The organism is Lactiplantibacillus pingfangensis (genome assembly GCF_005404945.1).
Lineage (GTDB): Bacteria > Bacillota > Bacilli > Lactobacillales > Lactobacillaceae > Lactiplantibacillus > Lactiplantibacillus pingfangensis.
Genome location: NZ_BJDG01000013.1, coordinates 53,001 through 74,374 on the forward strand (window position 1 = coordinate 53,001; position 21,374 = coordinate 74,374).

Annotated in this window: 21 protein-coding genes; 6 read left to right on the top strand and 15 right to left on the bottom strand. The window is 44.8% G+C overall.

Annotation, left to right across the window (positions count from 1 at the left end; all coding sequences use genetic code 11):
• Positions 1 to 4: 4 nt before the first annotated feature.
• Both FFM74_RS07585 and FFM74_RS07590 read left to right on the top strand, forming a co-directional pair.
• Positions 5 to 760 (top strand): exodeoxyribonuclease III, encoded by a 756-nt coding sequence (locus FFM74_RS07585; protein ID WP_137626027.1) that lies wholly within the window; start codon positions 5 to 7, stop codon positions 758 to 760.
• Between the two features lie 66 nt (positions 761 to 826).
• Positions 827 to 1,363, top strand: coding sequence for a 3'-5' exonuclease (locus FFM74_RS07590; protein WP_137626028.1), 537 nt, complete (start codon positions 827 to 829; stop codon positions 1,361 to 1,363).
• 641 nt (positions 1,364 to 2,004) lie between these two features.
• On the opposite strand, the gene FFM74_RS07595 is transcribed toward FFM74_RS07590, so the two are convergent.
• The 4 genes from FFM74_RS07595 to FFM74_RS07610 form a co-directional block, all read right to left on the bottom strand.
• Positions 2,005 to 2,520: a GNAT family N-acetyltransferase gene (locus FFM74_RS07595; RefSeq protein ID WP_137626029.1), complete on the bottom strand. Its 516-nt coding sequence runs from the start codon at positions 2,518 to 2,520 to the stop codon at positions 2,005 to 2,007.
• 5 nt (positions 2,521 to 2,525) lie between these two features.
• Entirely contained in the window at positions 2,526 to 2,987 is a 462-nt protein-coding gene (gene tsaE / locus FFM74_RS07600) for a tRNA (adenosine(37)-N6)-threonylcarbamoyltransferase complex ATPase subunit type 1 TsaE (protein WP_137626030.1), read from the bottom strand.
• A 155-nt stretch (positions 2,988 to 3,142) separates the two neighbouring features.
• Positions 3,143 to 4,123, bottom strand: coding sequence for a phosphate acetyltransferase (gene pta / locus FFM74_RS07605; RefSeq protein ID WP_137626031.1), 981 nt, complete (start codon positions 4,121 to 4,123; stop codon positions 3,143 to 3,145).
• A 22-nt stretch (positions 4,124 to 4,145) separates the two neighbouring features.
• Entirely contained in the window at positions 4,146 to 4,838 is a 693-nt protein-coding gene (locus FFM74_RS07610; protein WP_137626032.1) for a uracil-DNA glycosylase, read from the bottom strand.
• A 115-nt stretch (positions 4,839 to 4,953) separates the two neighbouring features.
• Between FFM74_RS07610 and FFM74_RS07615 the strand changes: the two genes are divergently transcribed.
• A complete protein-coding gene (locus tag FFM74_RS07615; protein WP_137626033.1) occupies positions 4,954 to 5,823 on the top strand; it encodes a Cof-type HAD-IIB family hydrolase in 870 nt (289 codons plus the stop codon).
• 25 nt (positions 5,824 to 5,848) lie between these two features.
• A complete protein-coding gene (locus FFM74_RS07620) occupies positions 5,849 to 6,412 on the top strand; it encodes an LURP-one-related/scramblase family protein (protein ID WP_137626034.1) in 564 nt (187 codons plus the stop codon).
• 91 nt (positions 6,413 to 6,503) lie between these two features.
• Here the strand turns inward: FFM74_RS07620 and FFM74_RS07625 are convergent, their stop codons facing one another.
• Genes FFM74_RS07625 through FFM74_RS07635 form a run of 3 tightly spaced genes read right to left on the bottom strand, consistent with a single transcriptional unit; the run spans position 6,504 to position 9,162 of the window.
• Positions 6,504 to 6,989 carry a GNAT family N-acetyltransferase gene (locus FFM74_RS07625; RefSeq protein WP_137626035.1) on the bottom strand — a complete coding sequence of 162 codons (486 nt, stop codon included), beginning with the start codon at positions 6,987 to 6,989 and terminating at the stop codon, positions 6,504 to 6,506.
• Positions 6,990 to 7,724 (bottom strand): amino acid ABC transporter ATP-binding protein, encoded by a 735-nt coding sequence (locus FFM74_RS07630; RefSeq protein WP_137626036.1) that lies wholly within the window; start codon positions 7,722 to 7,724, stop codon positions 6,990 to 6,992.
• A gap of 1 nt (position 7,725) precedes the next feature.
• On the bottom strand, positions 7,726 to 9,162 hold the full coding sequence (locus FFM74_RS07635; protein ID WP_137626037.1) for an amino acid ABC transporter substrate-binding protein/permease: 1,437 nt from the start codon (positions 9,160 to 9,162) through the stop codon (positions 7,726 to 7,728).
• Between the two features lie 289 nt (positions 9,163 to 9,451).
• Here FFM74_RS07635 and FFM74_RS13880 point away from each other — a divergent pair, with 289 nt between their 5' ends.
• Together FFM74_RS13880 and FFM74_RS07645 are read left to right on the top strand one after the other, a co-directional pair.
• Positions 9,452 to 9,607 (top strand): helix-turn-helix domain-containing protein, encoded by a 156-nt coding sequence (locus FFM74_RS13880; RefSeq protein ID WP_223877194.1) that lies wholly within the window; start codon positions 9,452 to 9,454, stop codon positions 9,605 to 9,607.
• A gap of 123 nt (positions 9,608 to 9,730) precedes the next feature.
• A complete protein-coding gene (locus FFM74_RS07645) occupies positions 9,731 to 10,285 on the top strand; it encodes a cysteine hydrolase family protein (RefSeq protein WP_137626039.1) in 555 nt (184 codons plus the stop codon).
• Between the two features lie 613 nt (positions 10,286 to 10,898).
• On the opposite strand, the gene smpB is transcribed toward FFM74_RS07645, so the two are convergent.
• The 8 genes from smpB to eno all read right to left on the bottom strand — a co-directional run bounded on the left by smpB (position 10,899) and on the right by eno (position 21,336).
• Positions 10,899 to 11,369, bottom strand: coding sequence for an SsrA-binding protein SmpB (smpB, locus tag FFM74_RS07650; protein ID WP_137606227.1), 471 nt, complete (start codon positions 11,367 to 11,369; stop codon positions 10,899 to 10,901).
• Positions 11,370 to 11,399: 30 nt separating this feature from the next.
• Positions 11,400 to 13,802 carry a ribonuclease R gene (gene rnr / locus FFM74_RS07655; RefSeq protein WP_137626040.1) on the bottom strand — a complete coding sequence of 801 codons (2,403 nt, stop codon included), beginning with the start codon at positions 13,800 to 13,802 and terminating at the stop codon, positions 11,400 to 11,402.
• A 16-nt stretch (positions 13,803 to 13,818) separates the two neighbouring features.
• Complete coding sequence (locus tag FFM74_RS07660; protein ID WP_137626041.1) at positions 13,819 to 14,574, bottom strand: alpha/beta hydrolase; 756 nt, start codon at positions 14,572 to 14,574, stop codon at positions 13,819 to 13,821.
• 49 nt (positions 14,575 to 14,623) lie between these two features.
• The gene (gene secG, locus FFM74_RS07665) at positions 14,624 to 14,860 is read right to left on the bottom strand and encodes a preprotein translocase subunit SecG (RefSeq protein ID WP_137606230.1); all 237 of its coding nucleotides are present in this window, start codon (positions 14,858 to 14,860) and stop codon (positions 14,624 to 14,626) included.
• A 100-nt stretch (positions 14,861 to 14,960) separates the two neighbouring features.
• On the bottom strand, positions 14,961 to 16,505 hold the full coding sequence (locus FFM74_RS07670) for a ClC family H(+)/Cl(-) exchange transporter (protein ID WP_171000682.1): 1,545 nt from the start codon (positions 16,503 to 16,505) through the stop codon (positions 14,961 to 14,963).
• 8 nt (positions 16,506 to 16,513) lie between these two features.
• Entirely contained in the window at positions 16,514 to 17,416 is a 903-nt protein-coding gene (locus FFM74_RS07675) for a hypothetical protein (protein WP_137626043.1), read from the bottom strand.
• Positions 17,417 to 17,613: 197 nt separating this feature from the next.
• Positions 17,614 to 19,356 (bottom strand): pyruvate oxidase, encoded by a 1,743-nt coding sequence (gene spxB, locus FFM74_RS07680; protein WP_137626044.1) that lies wholly within the window; start codon positions 19,354 to 19,356, stop codon positions 17,614 to 17,616.
• Between the two features lie 651 nt (positions 19,357 to 20,007).
• A complete protein-coding gene (eno, locus tag FFM74_RS07685; protein WP_137626045.1) occupies positions 20,008 to 21,336 on the bottom strand; it encodes a phosphopyruvate hydratase in 1,329 nt (442 codons plus the stop codon).
• Positions 21,337 to 21,374 lie beyond the last annotated feature (38 nt).

Sequence of the window (21,374 nt, forward strand, 5' to 3'; positions counted from 1 at the left end):
CATAATGAAATTTATCTCTTGGAACGTCAATGGCCTGCGTGCCGCGGTAAAACACGGCTTCGTCGACCGTTTTAATGAACTTGATGCAGATGCGTTCTGCCTGCAAGAAACTAAGCTGCAAGCCGGTCAAATTGCACTCGACTTGCCAGGCTATCACCAATACTGGAACTACGCCGAACGAAAGGGTTACTCTGGCACCGCGATTTTTACCAAAAATGAACCGTTGCGCGTTGCTTATGGGATCGGCGTCCCCGAGCACGATACCGAGGGGCGCGTTATTACACTAGAATACGCGGATTATTACCTGATTACTTGCTACACACCTAATTCTGGCGGCGAACTCAAACGCCTGGCCTATCGCCAAACTTGGGAAGACGCCTTTTTAGCTTATATTAACGGGCTTAACGCGGACAAACCTGTGATTTTCTGTGGCGATTTAAATGTCGCTCACGAAAACATTGATCTTAAAAACTGGCAAAGTAACCACCACAGTGCCGGATTTACGGACGAGGAACGTGGTAAATTCAACCAGTTGCTCGCTAGTGGCTACACTGATACGTTCCGTCATTTTTATCCAGACCAGACCGGGATTTATTCCTGGTGGAGCTATCGGGCACATGCCAGAGAAAACAATTCTGGTTGGCGGATTGATTATTTTATCGCCTCTGAAAAATTGAACGATCGCTTGTTAAACGCCCGCATCTTAACCGATGTGATGGGTTCCGATCACTGTCCGGTTGAACTCGACATTCGAGTCTAAAACTTGAATTTTACGACTAATCCAAGTACGATTAGCCCATAATATTTAGAAATGTAGGTGAACTGGTTGAATTTTGTCGCCATGGACTTTGAAACCGCCAGTGCCAAGCGTGATAGCGCTTGTTCATTGGCGCTCACCATTGTTCGTAATAATCAAATTGCGGATGAATTTTATACCTTGATCAAACCTGAAACGGACTTTTTCTGGCGTAACGTTCAGATTCATGGTATTCATGCCGAAGATGTCGCGGATGCGCCAAAGTTTCCAGCAGTCTGGGAGCATATCCAACCGTTTTTTCAACGGGACCGCCTGGTGATTGCGCACAATGCACCCTTTGACACCGGCGTCTTACGCCAAACATTGGCCCATTATGGTATTGGTGCCCCAGAATATCTGTCGATGGACACCGTCAAAACAAGCAAAAAATTCTATCCTGAATTGCCTAATCACAAGCTTGACACCATGTGCCGCGCACTAGATATTGAGCTTCAGCACCACCACAACGCCCTCGATGATAGCTTGGCCTGCGCCAATATTCTCATCACCGAGGCCGAGCAATTCGGTGCCGAACAACTCAAACCTTTCGTTCGCGTCCAAGGTTAATCAAAAGTGAGTCAAACAGCTATTAATGGCGGTTTGACCCACTTTTTTAGTCATTAACTTGTCGCTTCCGGTTGGGACTGATACCATGCGGCCGTGGGACCGGGCCAAGCCAGGCACGTCTTGGTCCTCGTCCGCAACCCTTGCAAAAACCGCAAGTGTCCCGGCCAGTCCGTGGTGTAAAATCGGCAAAAACGGCCGATTAACGCCACCATCACGACCGATGGCATCAGTCCCAACCTTCAGCTAATTAACAGCTTTTCAATAGCTAACTAGGCGTATCAGAAGTCGTAGACCGCACTCGTACTGGGCCTGTCACAACACCACAAACGACATAATACTCATGGACAATAGTAACAAGTAATATAATTTTCACACACTGTTTAAGAATTTACTGTGTCACTCACAACTTTGAAGGCTACTACCGGCTAATGATCTTTAACTAGCTGTATGCCGTCGCAGATGACATCGGGCGTGAAGGTCTCCGTTAGTCTGGCGTCCTTTGCCAGTCTTACGGAACGGACGGTCCGGGATAGTTGCGATTTTGGCAACAATTCCGGGCGAAGGCCAAGACGTTTCTCAGGCTTGGCCTGGTCCCACGCCTGCATGTCATCTGTGACGGCTGGAAGCACACTATTGGCCTTTCAAACATCCAAAACCATGTCAATCGCGGCAACCTTTTTGCCAGTCGGATCAATAACATTATAACTTGCAGGCGTTACTTGTTTGAATCCAAGATGTTGGTAGAGCTTAGTCGCGCGCTGATTGCGGAGTTGCACCGTCAACACTAATTGACTTAGCGTACTAAAATCTTGGGCCCAGTGAATCACTTCTTCCACCAGCGCCGTGCCTAAACCTTGACCCCAGTACTTTTTTAAGACTGCGACGCCAACTTCACCTTGTTGCTTAATTAAGTCGTCCGTTGCTTGCACCGTCCCGACACCAATCAACTCATTTCCCAGCGCCGCCACAAAAATCGTATTGGTCGTCGTTCGTGTAATTTGCTCAATTTGACTGCGTTCATCGGCTTCACTTAATTCCCCTAAACCATCATCAATCGTAAACGTATTTGACTCGGCTGCTAATTGCATCAGTAAGGTTAATAATTGCGCCGCATCGGATGCTTCCGCTGGGCGGACATCGACAACTTCTGCTGTCATGCTTGTCACCCCTCTAATTTATCAACCAACTTTTGATAGTGCGTCCCGTTTGGTTCAAACTTAATCGTACGCGTCTCATCTTGATCCGTCGTCCGACTAAGCGTGATCCGCAAATAATTATCTGGTAGCAACGCCTGCATAAATTCTGACCATTCGACAACGCTAACGCCATCGCCATCAAAATACTCATCTAAACCAAGGTCTTCCGCCCCGCCATCTTCCAAGCGGTAAATATCCATGTGATACAGAGGAATCCGACCTTCTTGATACTCACGAACTAAGGTAAACGTCGGGCTTTTAATCGTCTTTTCAATGCCCAAGCTTTTGGCCAAACCTTTACTAAAGGTCGTCTTGCCCGCGCCTAAATCACCATCTAATAAAATTAAGTCACCCGGCTGCACTAATTGGCCAAGTTTGGCACCAAGCTGCATGGTTTGTTCCGGGGACGTGACTGTCACTGCTTTCATGTTAATTCAGCCATCCTCCATTCAATTTGCCTTCAGATTGTGGTGGCGTGCTTGTTGCAACCATCACAGTCTGAAATTCCTTCTATCATATTATAAAAAAAACGCGAGAAACTTCAAAGACCAAGCACTGAAGTTTCTCCCGCTTAACAAACTAATTAGGCTTCTAAGCCTTGCGCTGCGGTGATAATCGCAACTTTATAAACATCTTCTTCGCTCGCGCCACGTGATAAGTCAGAAACTGGTTTATTCAAACCTTGCAAGATTGGGCCGACAGCTTCAAAGTTCCCAAAACGTTGGGCAATCTTGTAACCAATATTTCCTGATTGTAGTTCTGGGAAGACAAAGACATTAGCATGACCGGCAACTTTGGAACCCGGCGCTTTTTGCAGCCCAACTTTTTCAACAAAAGCAGCATCAAATTGCATTTCGCCATCAATGGCCAAGTCTGGTTCAGCGGCCTGCGCTTTGGCTGTGGCTTCTTGAACCTTGGTCACCATATCGCCCTTGGCAGACCCTTTAGTGGAAAAGCTCAACATGGCAACTTTAGGATCGATGTCAAAGATTTTGGCTGTATGCGCACTTTGAGTGGCAATTTCAGCTAATGTATCAGCATCTGGGTCAATGTTAATGGCGCAATCTGCAAAGACATAACGTTCGTCACCCTTTTGCATGATGAAAGCCCCACTAATTCGATGTGAACCTGGCTTGGTTTTAATAATTTGTAATGCTGGGCGCACCGTGTCACCGGTTGGATGGACCGCACCGGAAACCATCCCATCAGCCAGTCCAAGATAAACTAACATGGTGCCAAAGTAATTTTCATCTTCAAGCATTTTAGCTGCTTGTTCAGGCGTGTTCTTACCCTTGCGCCGTTCAACTAACGCATCAAGCATCGCTTGCTTGTCGGTCGCTGGATAAGTCGCTGGATCAAGAACTTGCACACCGGTTAACGCCACGTTTAATTCCTTGGCAACAGCGGCAACTTTTGCTTCAGGGCCAAGCACGATTGGTTTCACTAACTCATCCGCAGCTAAACGCGCGGCGGCACCGACAATGCGTGGTTCAGTACCTTCTGGGAAGACAATGGTTTGATTCTTACCGGTAATTTTCTTTGCTAATGCTGTAAATAAATCCATGAAATAGCCTCCAATAAATTAATTAATCTTTAACACTAACTTCTGCTGGCAATTGCCAATTAATCGGCTGTTCACCAAACGATTCCAACGCCAAGTTGGTTTTGGAAAACGGCTTTGACCCAAAGAACCCGCGGTAAGCTGATAACGGACTCGGATGTGGTGCCTGTAAGACCACGTTGCGCTCGGTATCAATCAAGGAAATCTTTGAACGCGCCGCTTTACCCCAAAGGATAAAGACTACCGGCGTCGGCCGCTCTGAAAGACGTTGAATCGCAACATCCGTCAGGCGTTCCCAGCCTTTACCGGCATGTGAAAAGGCAACACCATTTTGGACCGTCAACACGGAGTTCAACAACAGCACCCCTTGCTTCGCCCAAGCTTCCAAATAGCCGTGGTTAACCGGCTGACAACCGACATCATCTTGCAATTCTTTATAAATATTCACCAACGATGGTGGCACTTGTACCCCTGGTAGCACAGAAAAGCTTAACCCATGGGCTTGATGCGGACCATGATAAGGATCTTGACCCAAAATAACGACCTTTGTGTCAGCAAACGGCGTCCATTCAAAGGCCTGAAAAATATTATACATATCGGGATGAATATTTTTCGTCCGATACTCGCTTTTCAAAAACTCGTGTAATTGATGGTAATAGGGTTGCTCAAATTCCGGCTCAAGCACGTCCCACCAATCAGTGTGAATAAACGCTTTCATCCTTAACACCTCTAGCATTATTGTAGCATACTCAAAACCGCTAATGATAATAATTCTGAATTCACTTTCAAACATGGTAGAATGTAACTATTAAGACAACTAAGGATGTGACAACATGATTTCGATTATCGCTTCTGACATGGATGGAACGCTTTTGAATAATGAAATGACCGTTTCTGACTTCAACGCTCAAGCCATTCTCAAAGCGCAGCAGCAAGGCGTTCATTTTATTGTCTCCACCGGCCGCCGCTACTCCGAAGCTCAGCCATTGATTGCCGCGCAAGGCATTACGGCGCCACTAATTACTTTAAATGGCGCCGAAGTGTACGATGCTTCCGGCAAAATGCTCGATATGGTCCCAATCACGAAAACCGTCGCGCGTGCCATTTTCCATACGCTCTCTTCACAAGGCTATTATTATGAAGTGGTCGGAAATGATGCCGTCTATTCTAACAGCAAAGCGAAACGGGTCGAACAAATCGCCCATTTATTAACAAATTTAAATCCTGACACTTCTTTTAAAATCGCCGTTTCATTGGCTACGGCTCGGTTGGAACTAATGGATATTAGTTACGTCGACGATTATAGTGAACTGCTTGATGATCCTAAAAACCACGTGATGAAGATTATTGCGTTTAGTCAAGCGGGACCAGAAAAATTAAAACCATTGTCCGATGACTTATTGGCAAAACATTCTTCAATCAAAATCACCTCATCATCGCGCTCTAACATTGAAATTAACAATATCAATGCGCAAAAAGGCATCGCCGTTGAGCGTTATGCCAACATGCTCAATACCCCGATGAGCAATGTGATGGCCATTGGTGATAACAATAATGACGTCTCAATGTTGAAATTAGCCGGGACGAGCTATGCCATGGGTAATGCCTCGACAGAGGTTAAGCAGTTGGCAACTCACATTACGGACACTAACGTCAACGATGGCGTCGGTAAAGCCATTTTGGCAGTGTTAGCCGAACAATAAGTTAACCGGGAAATGAGGGTTTGACATGCGTAAATTATATTTCAGTCGCAATAGTTTTGCTAAAGGGGCCCGCATCGTTCGCGACGACCATGGTCAGTCACACTATTTACTCGTCGGTCGTTGGGGCCGGCGGCAAGATGCGCTCAGCCTCTACGCCATTCAGGGCGAACTACTTGCCGAAATTAAACAAACCTCACTCGGTCTTTTGCCGAAGTTTGATTTGTACTACAACCGTCAAAACGTTGGCTCAATTAGTAAAACACTTGGCTTCTGGCACGAAATGATTTATGTTCGCAAGCTCCGTTGGATTATTATGGGGAGCTTAAGTAATGAAAATTATCGCATTTATCATGGCACGGAACTCGTGATGACGATGCGTCCAGTAGTCACGACCAATGGCGAAGCCTTCGAATTAGCAATTACCGATGAAGCTACGGAACCATTGTGCATTTGCATCGCCGCCATCCTGGATCATTGGCAGAAACCTACCAATCGTGAACAATCACGCGCACCACAAGAAGGTTACGGCATGACCTTTGGTGAAAGTAACTATACGTTGCATCCGCACCACAAATTGCCACAAACATAAACACGATCTAGCCTTCAGCGAGCGATTCGCTGGGGGCTTTTTTTGATAGTGCAAAAAAATCGACCCCCGAATAGCAGGGTCGATTCATTAACTAGCCTAGTTGATAGGCTTGTTCAGTTAAACTCATTTTTGAAGTCAATTTGACCTGATAAGGTGTTTCTACCGCGACAAAGCCTTGTGTTTCATAAAAACGTCTTGCGGCTTGATTGCTGGCAAGGACAGCCAACATGATCGGCGTCGGCTGTGCTAAGCGCGCGATGGCGGCCTGAATCAGTCGTTGACCAACGCCTTGTCGCTGAAATGCTGGCAAAACGTATAGTGAATAGATTTCCTGCCGACCAGCCCAAGTTGCTGGCCGCGCTGGTCCAAACGCACAGACGCCGACGACTTGATCGGCTTCAAACGCTAAAATGGTTTGTCGCCAGCGTTTTTGTGGTTGCCAAGTCGCCGTTGTGAGTTGGGCGAGATACGCCGCAGGAAGCTGAGTCACATACGTTGCCCGCCAAACGGTAAGATACAACTCAGCGACGGCTTCAAAGTCATCTTGAGCCGTCGCTGGTCGCAACCTGATTGTCATTTAGACGTTAATCACTTTATCTAAGAAATCTTGTAACCGCGGACTCTTTGGATGATCAAAGACGTCCTCAGGCTTGCCGCTCTCTTGAATCAGCCCGTCTGACATAAAGACGACACGATCGGCCACTTCTTTAGCGAAGCCCATTTCATGCGTCACCACAATCATCGTCATCCCATCCGCGGCCAACTTTTTCATGACATCTAAAACATCACCGACCATTTCGGGATCGAGGGCGGAAGTTGGTTCATCAAACAACATAATCTTGGGTTTCATTGCCAAGGCACGGGCAATCGCAACCCGTTGTTGTTGCCCACCAGATAAAGAATTTGGCATCGCATCTGCCTTGTCAGCGAGACCAACCGTTTTCAATAAGGCATGGGCGGTGACATCGGCAGTTTCTTTGGACTCTTTGTTCAACTGAACCGGCGCCAAAGTAATGTTTTGCATCACACTTAAATGTGGGAATAAGTTGAAATGTTGAAAAACCATCCCAATATTTTCACGAACCAAGTTGATGTTGGTTCCTTTATCGGATAAGTCGTAGCCACTAATGACGATTTGGCCTTGCGTCGGCACTTCCAAATCATTCAGGCAGCGTAAAAAGGTACTCTTACCAGACCCAGAAGGACCAATCATGCAGACAACTTCATTATCTTCAACTTCTAAGTTGAGGCCTTTTAACACTTCATTGTCGCCATAACTTTTGTGTAAATCTTTAACAATTACTTTAGCCATGCTAATTCATCCTCCTTTGAACCCAATTTGAAAGCCAAGTCAATAATGTGATAATAATCAAGTAAATAATCGCAATCATCAGCCAAATCTTGAAGCCTTCAAAGTTTCTGGCAATAATTAACGTCCCAGTTTGGGTCAATTCAACGATCCCAATGACCGACAAAATTGACGTATCCTTCAACGTAATAATAAATTGATTAATAAATGATGGAATCATAATCCGAATTCCTTGTGGCATGATCACCTTACGCATTGCGGTCCAATAAGGTAACCCCAGTGAGCGGGCCGCTTCCATTTGACCATCGTCAACCGCTTGGAACCCACCTTTAACGAATGCCCCGGTATACGCCCCTTCGTTGAGCATCAGCGTAATCATCCCGGCAACAAACGCTGGAATTTTAAAGCCATGCCCAATTAAGTCTGGGAACCCGATGTAGATGAAGAACGCCAATACCATTAATGGCATCCCCCGGAAAATATAAATAATCGTGCTAGAAATGGCTGGTCCTAATTTACCTGGCATCACACCTAAGACCCCCAAAATCATTCCTAGAATCGTGGCTAACACGATTGAAACGACTGTTAAGACTAAGGTCATCCATAACCCACTACCAATGGTGTCGAGGTTTTGTGTGAATAGCCCGATAAAAGTTCGGCTACTTGCGGTTTCACCAGTCAAAGATGATTCGCTAGAATGTAAATATTTATCAACGATCTTTTTATATTGACCATCAGCCTTAATGGCTTTTAGCCCGGCATCGAATTTCGCTAATAATTCAGCATTCTTACCTTTTTTAACGGCAAAGCCATAATCCCCGGCTTCATATTGTTTGGAAACGATCTTCAACGCAATCCCGTTTTTAATTCCGTAAGACATGACTGGATAATCTTCAAAACAAGCCGCGGAATTACCGACCTTCACATCGTTATACATGTTATTAGAATCATTGAAATACTTAATCTTAAAACCATATTTGCTTTGAATCGACTTGGCATAAGTCGCACCAGCCGTCCCAGTCTTTAACGCAACGGTTTTGCCTTTAAGATCCTTAAAGTTCTTCACGGAACTGCCTTTGGCAACTGCCATGACGACCCCAGACGTATAGTAAGCATCTGAGAAGTCAAAAGTCTGCTTACGTTCAGGCGTAATGTTCATCCCGGCGATGACCCCATCAACTTGGTTAGCACTCAACTGCTGAACGGCGGCACCGAAACTGATTGCTTTTAATTTATAATTGATATTTTCCTTTTTAGCAATCGCATTTAAAATGTCGATATCAATCCCTTTATACTTACCACCTTTTGCCTGAAATTCAAACGGGGCAAACGTGGTATCCGTCGCAATGGTGTAAGTCTTAGCTTGAGCAGTTGACGCAAATGCGAACCAGCTACCGAGTGTGGCTAACACCATGACAACAGCAACTTGCCATTTCTTCATGATGGAGACCTCCTAATTCATTCTACCTGAACGGTATGTCATAAAATATAACATAGTTTAGGATATGTCACCAACTCAAACTATCATAATATTCTAATTTTAATTTAATGTTTGCGGTATCATTTGGTCTTAACTTAACTTTCTTAAGTTAAGTGGCCTTTAGAGAAAAGATATTAAGGAATCTGACCAATTATTGCGATTATTAAGTTTTTTGATTTGAATTAACAAATTACCGATGCTAACCCGTCATTTATGAGTGTATAAGTTTGTTTATGTTGGCGGTGACTGGATGTCAACCACTGCCGATCAACTTCATTTACACCGTAATAGTCTAACTAAGCGGCTTCAACGGATTGATGATCTGATCCACATTGACTGGGATCAACCTCACAAAACATTTGGACTGCGTCTAAGTTACCGAATTTTCAACTACCTAGACCACTAGGTAAATGTACGAAGCATCACATCCAAACAGTTGACATCTCTGATTCCAGCATATACATTGGTGACTAAGGAAGCCCAATTGTGGGTTTTTGAGTCGCGTCAGACCACTTAGGAGGAAGTTTTTATGCCAACTACACAAGCCTTATTAGTTATTGATTACACCAATGATTTTGTGGCCGACCAAGGGGCACTAACTTGCGGTCAGCCCGGACAACAATTAGCACCAGCCATCGTGTCGCTCGCAGAACAAATGCGGTCAAACGGTGATTGGGTGTTGCTGCCTACGGATGTTCACACCCCGAATGACCCGTACCATCCCGAAAGTCAGCTATTCCCACCTCACAATGTTCGCGACAGTTGGGGCCGGGAACTCTACGGCCCACTAAAGGATTGGTACAACGACCATCAAACTGAAACGACCGTTTGGCAATTTGACAAGACCCGCTACAGTTCCTTTGCCGGGACCGACCTTGATCTACGTTTACGAGAACGCCACGTTGACAGCTTGCACTTAGTGGGCGTCTGCACGGACATCTGCGTTTTACATACCGCCGTCGATGCATATAACCTTGGCTACCAACTCGTCATTCACGAAAATGCCGTTGCGAGCTTTGATCCGGTGGGGCATGCGTGGGCCCTACGGCATTTTAAAAACACCCTCGGCGCGACCATCGTTTAACTTATCTTAAAATCATCCAGTGTACTAGATCTTTACTGGTCTTAATTACCAGTTAGTGTAAAATTTCTTTTGACAGGAAGATTGGTTACAAAGAAGAGCCAGTCATCTCTAATTAAGTGACCACATATCAAATAGAGAGCGGCAGTCTTCCATGAAACAAAACTTATTAGATTCCAAAGAAAAATTAAGCCAAAAAACAGTTTTAGTCGGTGCTGGTCAAGGAGTTGGGACTTCGTTTCCAGACGGTTCTACGTTAATACGGATCACCAGTTCAGCCAGTATGCATCGGGCTAAAATTTTTAGGTGACTGGTAATTTTTCTAGCCGTAAGGGGGCTTCGTTTGGGGCTCAGCCGTGGCGTTTGACTTAGCGCGGTGATTTTCCCGCGGTTAGTCAAAAACCAGCTTTTGAGACCGCACTTTGGCTCAAAAATGGTTCATGGCATTCCAGCCCCAAACGCAGCCCCCGGTAGGCGGAAATTAAGCCACTGATAATGAATTTAAAGAAAATTGAGAAAAATTTGACACTTACGGATTACCAACAACAGTTGACAAAAAAGGAGCATTCGTTAGTCATCAATTGACGACTAACGAGTGCTCCTTCTGATTAGTTTGCTAATAATGTTTCATGACGCGATCAATTTGACGCTGTTGTTCGCGCTTTTTAATATCTTGACGCTTATCGTATTCACGCTTCCCATGCGCGACTCCAATTAAGACCTTCGCAAAGCCGTGCTTGAGATACATCTTTAACGGAATAATGGTAACCCCTTTAGTGGTGGTTGCCTCCCCGAGCTTCTTAATTTCTTTTTTATGGAGCAGTAACTTACGATTACGCAATGGGTCAACGTTAAACCGATTTCCCTCGGCAAAGGGACTAATGTGCACATTCATCATAATAGCTTCACCATTACGAATCTGGACATAGCCATCCTTGATATTCACACGCCGGTCACGCACTGACTTAATTTCCGTCCCTGTTAAAGCAATTCCCGCTTCATAGGTTTCTTCGACGGCATAATCATGTCGGGCCTTCCGGTTCTGTGCGAGGGCGCTATCTTGATGTTTACCGTTTTGTTTGGCCATCAGCCTCACACCCCTAACGTCTAACTCGCCTTAGTGACGATTATTGGAACTGTTCGTCGTCCGGCGACTACTATTGTTGTTGCTATGATTATTACTACTGTGATTACGATTATTGTTATTGCCACGGTAACTACCAGTACTATTGCTACTGCGATTACCATTGCGGTTATTACTACTATTGCTATTGCGCTTATAGTTGCCATTACCACCACGACGATTATTGCCACGATAGTTATCGTGATGTTCACGTTTAGGTAACAGATCCGTCTTAGGCGCTTCTTCAGGATTCAACAGTTTGAAGTCGACTTCACGTTGGTCCTTATCAACCCGCATGAGTTGAACCTTAACTGGTTGCCCAATTCTAAACGTCCGGCGGGTCTTCCGACCAACTAAAGCCAGTTGTTTTTCAACGTATTCGTAATAGTCGTCATCCATGACACTGATGTGTACTAGGCCTTCGACGGTATTTTCCAATTCGACAAACAACCCGAACTTCATGACTGAATCAATCACGGCGTCAAATTTCTCGCCAACATGGTCTGCCATGTATTCGGCTTTCTTCATCGAATCAACATCACGTTCGGTATCAATCCCACGACGTTCATTTTCAGAAGTCGTCTGCGCAATATTTGGTAAATTGTCGCGATACTTAGCCCGTGCTTCTTCGCCGGTCCCATTTTCAGCGTAATGACGAATCAAACGGTGCACCATCATATCCGGATAACGCCGAATTGGTGACGTAAAGTGGGTGTAGTATGGTGCGGCCAAGCCAAAGTGACCTAAGGATTGGTCAGCATACCGCGCTTGCTTCATACTGCGCAGCATCATGACAGAAACCATCGCTTCTTCAGGCTTGCCGGCAACTTTCTTCAAAACGTCTTGCAACATCTTTGGTTTAACGTCTTTGGAAGTCCCAGTGACATTGACCCCAAAAGTGGTGACGAATTCGAAGAAACTGAGCATCCGATCTGCATCTGGGGTTTCATGAACCCGGTAAATAAATGGCACTTTAGCAAGACTGTAATGTTTGGCAACCGTTTCGTTAGCGGCCAACATGAAACTTTCAATCATTCGTTCAGCTAACCCACGAACCCGGAGTTGAATGTCAATTGGGTGGCCAGTTTCGTCAACAATGATTTTGGCTTCGTTATCATCAAAGTCAATCGCACCACGATGCCGACGATTCTTATACAGAATCCGATGCAACTCACCCATCGTGTCAAACATGTCGACTAAGTCCGCATATTTTTCACGAGTCTTGGGATCATGAGCTTCCAAGATTTGGTTGACCCCATCATAAGTCATCCGTGCATGCGACTTGATCACACTTTGGAAAATCTTGTGATTGATGATGTGGCCTTCTTGATCAATTTCCATTTCGCAACTCATTGCCAAACGCTCAACATCTGGATTTAAGGAACAGATACCGTTAGACAACCGGCGTGGCAACATTGGAATCACTCGGTCTGTCAAATACACAGACGTTCCACGTTTAAATGCTTCCCGGTCTAATTCTGAGTTTTCGGTAACATAATGACTGACGTCGGCGATATGAACACCTAAATGAAAATTGCCATTTGGTAATCGCCAAGCAACGACCGCGTCATCCAAGTCCTTTGATTCGGCGCCATCAATGGTAACTAAGGGCTGGTCGGTAATGTCTACGCGACCTTTTTTGTCAGCATCCGTCACGTAGTCTGGAATCCGATTAGCTTCTTCAGTGACTTCTTCTGGGAAAACAGATGGCACGTCGTGTTGGTAAACGACTTGCAAAACATCCATCCCAGGATCGTCAACGCTCCCAATCACTTGTTTCGCAATCCCGACAATCCGAGTTGGATGTTGGGCATCTGGGTAAGCAGAGACTTCGGCAATAATGACTTCGCCTTCGGTCGGATGAATCCCTTGATCAGTAATTAAAAGCTCGTATTTAGAAAGTTTCTTTTCTTTAATTTCAACTTTACCAATGAAACCAGCATTTTCCGTGCTGGGCACAAAGGCGCCAACAATCTGAGAATAGTTCCGTTGGGTGATGCTAACAACTTTACCTTCTGGACCTCGATCTGAACCGGGACGGGCTGGCCGGATGATTTCAACTTGGACATCATCACCGGTAAAGGCGAACATCGTATTGTCTGGATTGATATAAATATCTGGTAAATCTGGATCATAACGGACGAAACCAAAGCCTTTATCGTTGCCGTGAAATGACCCGTCAACGAGTTTAGTCTCTTGAACCAGTTTGAACTGGTCGTGGTCATCCGTAGTGACCAACTTTTTGCGTTCCATATTTGCGAGTTCCTTCACCAAAAATGTGAACGCGGTTGCACCTGATAGTTGCAATTCTTCACTTAACCGTTCCACACTGTAGCTTTGGTCGGGGTGAGCTTGCAAAAAAGTCAGGAGTTGTTCTTGTAAGTTAGATTCTGACATGTTTTACCTCATTTTTTTAATAGATTGTTTTTAAATATGTTAAGACAGCATGTTCTAATTCATGATGAGCTTGATTGACAGTAATGACATGACCGGCGTTAGCAAACCAGTGATAGTCAACTGCTAATCCTTGTGACTGGAGCTGATCGCGTAACCGTGAGGCCACCTTGGCATCAATTAACTCGTCTTGGCCACCTTGACCAATAAAAAATGGCCGCGTCAACTGTGACAGATGTGCCTGAACCCGTTCAGCAGTGAACTGGGTAATTGCCTTCAATTGAGCTTGTGAAGCAGGTGCGAGTGCTGTGAGTGCCTGTTGTTGGGCAGTCTCCGTCAAGCCTTGTTGCTTAAACTGATGCGCACTCAACGACATGAACATTGCTGGGACATTGCTATGATCACTTGGCAAAATCGGTGAGCTGAAAACACCGCCACCGAGCAAGTCAGGATCATTTTCCAAAGCCAACGTCGCAAAAATACCACCGAGTGACAAGCCAAAGACACTAATTTTAGTATAGCCTTTTTGGCGCACAAATGATATTGCCTGTTGCGTATCTTGCCACCATTGTTCAGGCGAGCCTTGCCGTAAAATATCCCAAGGATCACCGGTGGCATGACCACTAAACTGTGGCGCGTAAATACTATAATTTTCACGCTCTAAGGCTCGCGCTAACATGCGGACATCATTCGTGCTACCAGAATAGGCATGCAACAAAATCACCGCGTTTTCGCCGTGTTCAAAGAAAAAAGGTTCTGGTCGTTTTAACACAATTGCACCTTCTCTAAAAAAAAGCCTCCTGAAATCACAGGAGGACAGTCACTTACTTCGATGAGTACCATGCTAATGCCAGCGCTGCGACAAAGAAAACAATTCCAAGTACGACAGTTACTTTCTGCATGAATGCTTCAAAACCACGGGGCTTTTGCTTAGCGAATAAGTCGTCAGCACCACCGGTCAATGAAGACATGGCATCATTTGTTTTGGATGGTTGCATCATCACCGCAATGATAATCAGTACGGAGACGACCAATATTAACGTCATCAGTATATTATACAATTCAAGTGCCTCCTAAAGAGTCCGCTATGTCTATAATAATTTAACATATTTAGCGTCATTTTTCCAGTCACTGGTTCAATTACTTACATTCTGAAGCAAATCAACTCGGCACAACATTTAATTGCTCAATCTGGTGTCGCACCCAAGCGCGATTGCTGCGATCGGTCAAAATAATGAGTGTGTCACCGGCTCGGATCAACGTGTCCCCATGAGGAATCACTTGGCGTTCACCACGGCGAATTGCAATCAATAAGGATTCCTTGGGCCATTTAAAATCGCGAACCTGATGACCTTCAAAGGCGGCCCCTTCAAAAATTGGAATTTCCAATCGATCCTGAATACCACTGTGTTCGGGCAACTTGGGTTGCGTCAATTTTTCTAACAGGGCTTCGTAAATTGGAGCACCGCCCAACAAGTCGACCACCAAGTATGCGGTCATTGAGACCACCGCCAGTGGCATCAAATGATGTAACGTTCCGACCATCTCGGTGATTAGTAAAATTGCCGTAAATGGGGCTTTCCCAATCCCAGCAAAATATCCCGCCATGGCAAAGATGATAAAGTTAGAGACAAAGCGGGCTGGCATCCACCCAATCGCAACCATTGATTGGGCATAAATGGCGCCTAAGATCGCCCCCAAAGACAGAATTGGCAAGAAAATCCCACCGGGTAATCCCGACCCATATGACAAGGTCGAAAAGACAAAACGTAACACAAAGATACCAATCAACGGCAATAGTGCCGGTGTAATTGCAGCAATATTTAGAATGACCGCGTTACCACCGCCCAGTAATTTAGGCCATAACAACCCAATTGGGATGACCAAGAGAAATGGTATGACACCATCTAGCCAGCCTGGTAATCTTAATTTTGCATACCAACTTGGCATGGTCAGAGTCACATTTTGATATAAGTAGCCAAAAACGCCCAAAAAGATACCTAAGCCAATTAAATTACCATACTGGCTCAACGGCAAATTGGTTGCATACGGAATATGTAACACCGGAACTAAGCCAAAAAAGTTCAAGGAAACAAAGTTAGCCGCAATGGCACTCGCTAGCGCCGTCGTCCAAATAATTGGTGAAAAGTTATGGTACACCTCTTCTAACACGAATAACGTGCTAGCAATCGGAGCGTTAAACGCTGCGGATAACCCAGCAGCCGCGCCACCAGCAATGAGCGACCGACGATCGGCACCTGTCTGATGCGTTGTTTCGGCAAAGCCTTGGCCAATTGTGGCACCAAGTTGAATTGAGGGCCCTTCTCGGCCGAGAAATAGTCCCGAACCAATGCCTAAAATACCGCCGACAAACTTCCGCCAGAGTACCGGCCACCAAGCATAATCTAATTCACCGGCCAATTGACCTTCGACTTGGGGAATCCCTGAGCCCTTAATATCCGGCACTTTTTTAACTAATAAACCGACAAAAACCGCCACTGCCAGACTAATCGCCAACCACGGCACAATTAGCCAAGGTGCCATAGTGATTTGCCCATAGACCCACTGAACCAATTTCAACCCACGTTCAATACAGAACCTGAAAATACTAACAACCACACCAGAAAGTAGCCCAACTAACAATCCCCGGCCGATTGCACCAAAGCGCGTAAAATCAAAATGGTGCTGTTTTGATTGATGTTGGATTTTCACGGTTAGTCCTCACTTTCAGTTGTGACTAGTTGTGACAAACAGGCAGTCAATGTGGCGATTGTGACTTGCCCAGTCGTGATGAGTTGTCTGATCTGGGCTGGACCATCCGCACGCCAGAGTAACCCAATTAACAACGAGGTAACTAAATCTGGCAGCTTCAGTGTTTCCTGCAAACCAGCTAAACAATCTGGTGCGCCCTTGAATGCTTGAAGCAGCAATGGCACTAATTCAGTTTCAGCGGGGGCAGCGACGGCCGTTTGAAATTGTTGAAAACCAACTTTACCAGCGGTCACAATAATGTTTTCACCGGTCAACTGACCATGAACGAAATGCGTCATTTCGACTGGATGTGCCAATAAATAAGCCTGCCGTTCAGTCGCAAAAGCTGCCCCTAAATCAGACCAATCTGCTTGATCGGCCAACACCGCCGCATCGACCTGATTGAAATTAGCAACTTCAGTGTTTAACTGTTTTAAGGCCGTCCCAATCTGGCGACCCACAGTTGATTTTGCTAAGGGTTCTGCCGTGTTGATAAATTCCGCTAACGAAAGTCCAATCAATGGCCGATAAATCACATAATAAAATTGATATTGATCAAAAATAAATCCAGCGTGCAAAAGAATTGGTGCCGTCACTTGTAACCGGGCTAAACGCCCCAAACTAAACTTTTCAGTTTGATAACGATTGCGTGTTTGATCAGTCACCGACATCGGTGGAAAAATTGCAATTTGCGTTGACCCCACTGAAAAGACCGCTGCAAAGTCGTCTGCCACGGCTTCCGGCGTCTTAAACGGTTCATTTTCACTTCGATAAATCTGTTGAATTAATGCCTCAAATACGGTTGGTGATGTAATTGCTGCCTGCCAGTCAGCCCATTGATCAAGTTGATTTTTGAAATAGTCCATTCTTTTCCATGACCCCTTTAAGATTCTCGTATGCTTATTTTACCACGAGAAGCCACCCACTAGCGGAATTAACCTGAGTCGGCACCAAAATGGCAAAAAAGAACCGCTAAAATTTTGATCAGTCAACTTTTTAGTTATTAAAAAAACGAGTCTGAGATTTTACGCTCAGACCCGTTCATTAATTTTACATCAGCTAATTATTTAGTCACTTCGTTCAAGAAGTAGCTGTATGGGTGTAACCCCTTAGTTTGATACTTCTTAGTAAAGGCATCAACATCCGCTTGTGTGGTCCACTTATTGGTTTCCAATGCCATATGTTCCGTTGTAAATGGCATTGCGTGCGTCAACTTAACGTCGATTAAGACTGGCTTATCGGCTGCCTTCGCTGTCGCAACCGCTGCTTTTAATTCCGCTAACGTCCGCACGGTAATGCCTAACGCACCCATGCCTTCGCCAACTTTAGCCCAATCAGTGTCAATCAAATCAACACCAGATAATGGTTGTTTGCTGTCATCAGTTTGTTCTGCTTCAATGAACCCTAAAGTCTCATTACTGAAGACGAAGTTAATAATATTCAAATGATACTTAACTTCAGTTAAGAGTTCTTCACAAAGCATTGCAAACCCGCCATCACCACTTAAACTATAAACATCACGGTCAGGATAGGCTGACTTAGCGGCAATTGCTGCTGGCATGCCATAACCCATCGTTGCGTATTGACCAGAAGTCGTCCACTTTTGATCACCATGCAAGTTAATCAAGCGCATAAAGTTAATGTTAACATTCCCAACATCGACGCCAAAGATCGCCCGTTTGCTGGCCATCTTGTTGATTTGATCAAAGACTGGTTCCGGACGTAGCGGCTGACTATCGTCGTTAACAAAGCTAGCTTGCCAGTCGCGCCAATTTTGACGGTTCAATAATGAGGCTTTATAGAAGTCTGTTTCAGGTAATTCAGTCCCCTTGTCAGCCAACGCTTGCAAGGCCTTTTTAGCATCAGCTAAGATGGCAACATCAACGTGATGCCGCTTGCCTAATTTTTCGCTATCAATGTCAATTTGAATCACTTTAGCCCGTGGGTTAATTAGGAAAATACTGAATGGGACATCATTACCAACCCAAAGGATTAAGTCATTGGCAAAACCCGCTTCAACCCCTGGCTTAGGCGCAACCCGACCAGTTGAGCCCAAATAATTTTCATACTCATCTTCCACAATACCCTTAGCTAAAACGGAAGAAATCATTGGCATATGGAACTTCTCAGAGACGGCTTTTAATTCTTTACTAGCATGTTTAGCACCAATCCCAAAATAGATTAACGGTGCTTTGGCATTTTTAATTAAGTCCCAAGCCGCATCAATTCGTTTTGGATCCGGTTCTGGCATGATTGGTTGTTGATACAAATCAGCGGTTGGTTCGAAATTAACTTCAATTTCAGTCCAGCCAAAATCTTTCGGTACGGTGACAACCGCCACACCAGAATGCTTGTAAGCTTGACGAATGGCTTCATCATACATTTGCGGTATTGATTCTGCCGTCATCGCCGTCCGATTCCAAACAGACACATCATCAAAAATGGGTTCTTCGTCAATTGCTTGGAAGAAATCAACATTCATCCGCTTAGTTGGCACTTGCGCAATAATCGCAACCACTGGGGTATGGTCCTGCTTGGCGTCATATAGCCCATTTAACAAATGAACCGCACCAGGACCAGCTGAACCAAAGGTAACCCCGACTTTTCCAGTTAACTTAGCTTCAGCTGAAGCGGCAATGGCGCCAGCTTCTTCATGGCGAACTTGAACATAATGTAAGGTATCTCTGCGTTCGTAAATGGCCTGCATCCCGGAGTCAAATGACCCACCTGGTAATCCATAGATGTTTTTAACACCCCATGCTTCTAAAACTTTTAAACCGGCTGTAGCTGCTTTAATTTTACTCATGACAACGTCGCACTCCTTAGATTTGTGTTGTCAAATCGGATGCCTCAATTAGTAAGCGCTTCCAATTAGTTGAAAACACCGCCCAGACTTCTCTGACTCAACGAATGCCATATAAATTTACGATATTTTGACATTTGTCAGTTGGGCGATTCGTTATCTCCCTCGTTGACAAACACATCATACAACCTAGCCAAAAGATAAGTCAAACGATAGTCACAAGCTCGTCCAAACCGCGTCGTAAGTGCATTAATGAGCAAAACAGGCTAAGCCCGTCAATAGGTCATTCTTTGTTCATAAATTAAGTTAAAACTTTTTTTATGTGTTTTTAAATGCCAAAAAGCACTCGTTTTTCCAAATGAATTCATCAAAAAAGATAATTCAATCGTGCCAAAGCCATGTCCAATCAGCTTAGCCAGCGCTTGTGTAGCCGCTCACTAATTGTAAGCGTTGACATTGCGATTAGAACGGCCTAGACTGGATATGAACTTACGAGATGCTTCTTGTTCCCTTGATGTTTAAATCGCCTGTACATAGTCACTAAGTTATCAGTCAGCTGGTAGCTTTTTTATTTGCCATTTTAGTTCAGAAAGCTGAATTTTAAGGTTATAAAAAGAGCCCCTCCTAAGAGGAACTCTTTCCAACAATTACCTATTACTTGTTAGCAATGGTGTTACGAGCGTCTTCGCTTAAGTTATAGAAACCAGCAAGACCCTTGTATTCTGAAGTGCTTTCAAGTTGGTCTTCGATCCGCATTAATTGATTGTATTTAGCAATCCGTTCAGTACGGCTCATTGAACCAGTCTTGATTTGGCCAGCGTTCATTGCGACAACTAAGTCAGCAATGGTAGTGTCTTCAGTTTCACCAGAACGATGTGAAACGATGGCAGTGTAGCCAGCTTGCTTAGCCATTTCGATAGCTTCAACAGTTTCAGTCAAAGTACCAATTTGGTTAACCTTGATTAAGATAGCGTTAGCAACGCCCATCTTGATCCCCTTAGCAAGGTAGTCAGTGTTAGTAACGAACAAGTCATCACCAACGATTTGAACTTTCTTGCCAAGCTTTTCAGTAGCCATTTGCCAGTCTTCCCAGTTGTTTTCATCCAAAGGATCTTCGATGGAAATAATTGGGTACTTGTCAACGATGCTGTCAAGTAAGTCAACGAATTCTTCAGCAGTAAATGATTTCCCATTTTCGCCTTCACCCTTTAAGTCATACTTGCCAGTTTCTTCGTTGTAGAATTCAGAAGCAGCACAGTCGAAGGCAATTGAGATATCCTTGCCTGGCTTGTAGCCGGCACGTTCGATAGCTTCAATTAAGATTTCGAATGGTTCTTCGTTATTCTTCAAGTCAGGAGCAAAACCACCTTCATCACCAACGGCAGTTGAGTAACCGCGTTCGTTTAAGATAGCTTTCAAATTATGGAAAGTTTCTGAACCCATCCGAATAGCTTCTTTAACTGATGAAGCACCAACAGGCATGATCATGAATTCTTGGAAGTCAACGTCGTTGTTGGCGTGGGCCCCACCATTGATAACGTTCATCATTGGTGCTGGTAAGACATGAGCATTGAAGCCGCCAAGATAGTTGTATAAAGGCATTTCAAGTTCGTCAGCAGCAGCACGTGCAGCAGCAATAGAAACACCTAAGATAGCGTTAGCGCCTAACTTAGCTTTGTTTGGAGTACCGTCTAATTTGATCATAGCTTGGTCAATGGCACGTTGGTCAGTAACATCATAGCCAACGATTTCTTTGGCGATTAATTTGTTAACGTTGTCAACGGCCTTAGTAACACCTTTGCCCATGAAACGGCTCTTGTCACCATCACGTAATTCAACGGCTTCATGTTCACCAGTTGAAGCACCTGAAGGAACGATACCGCGACCAAAAGCGCCGCTTTCAGTATATAATTCAACTTCGACAGTTGGGTTGCCACGTGAGTCTAAGACTTCGCGAGCGTAAATATCTGTAATAATAGACATTAAATTCTCTCCTTAATTTTGCTGTAATAGGTTCATCC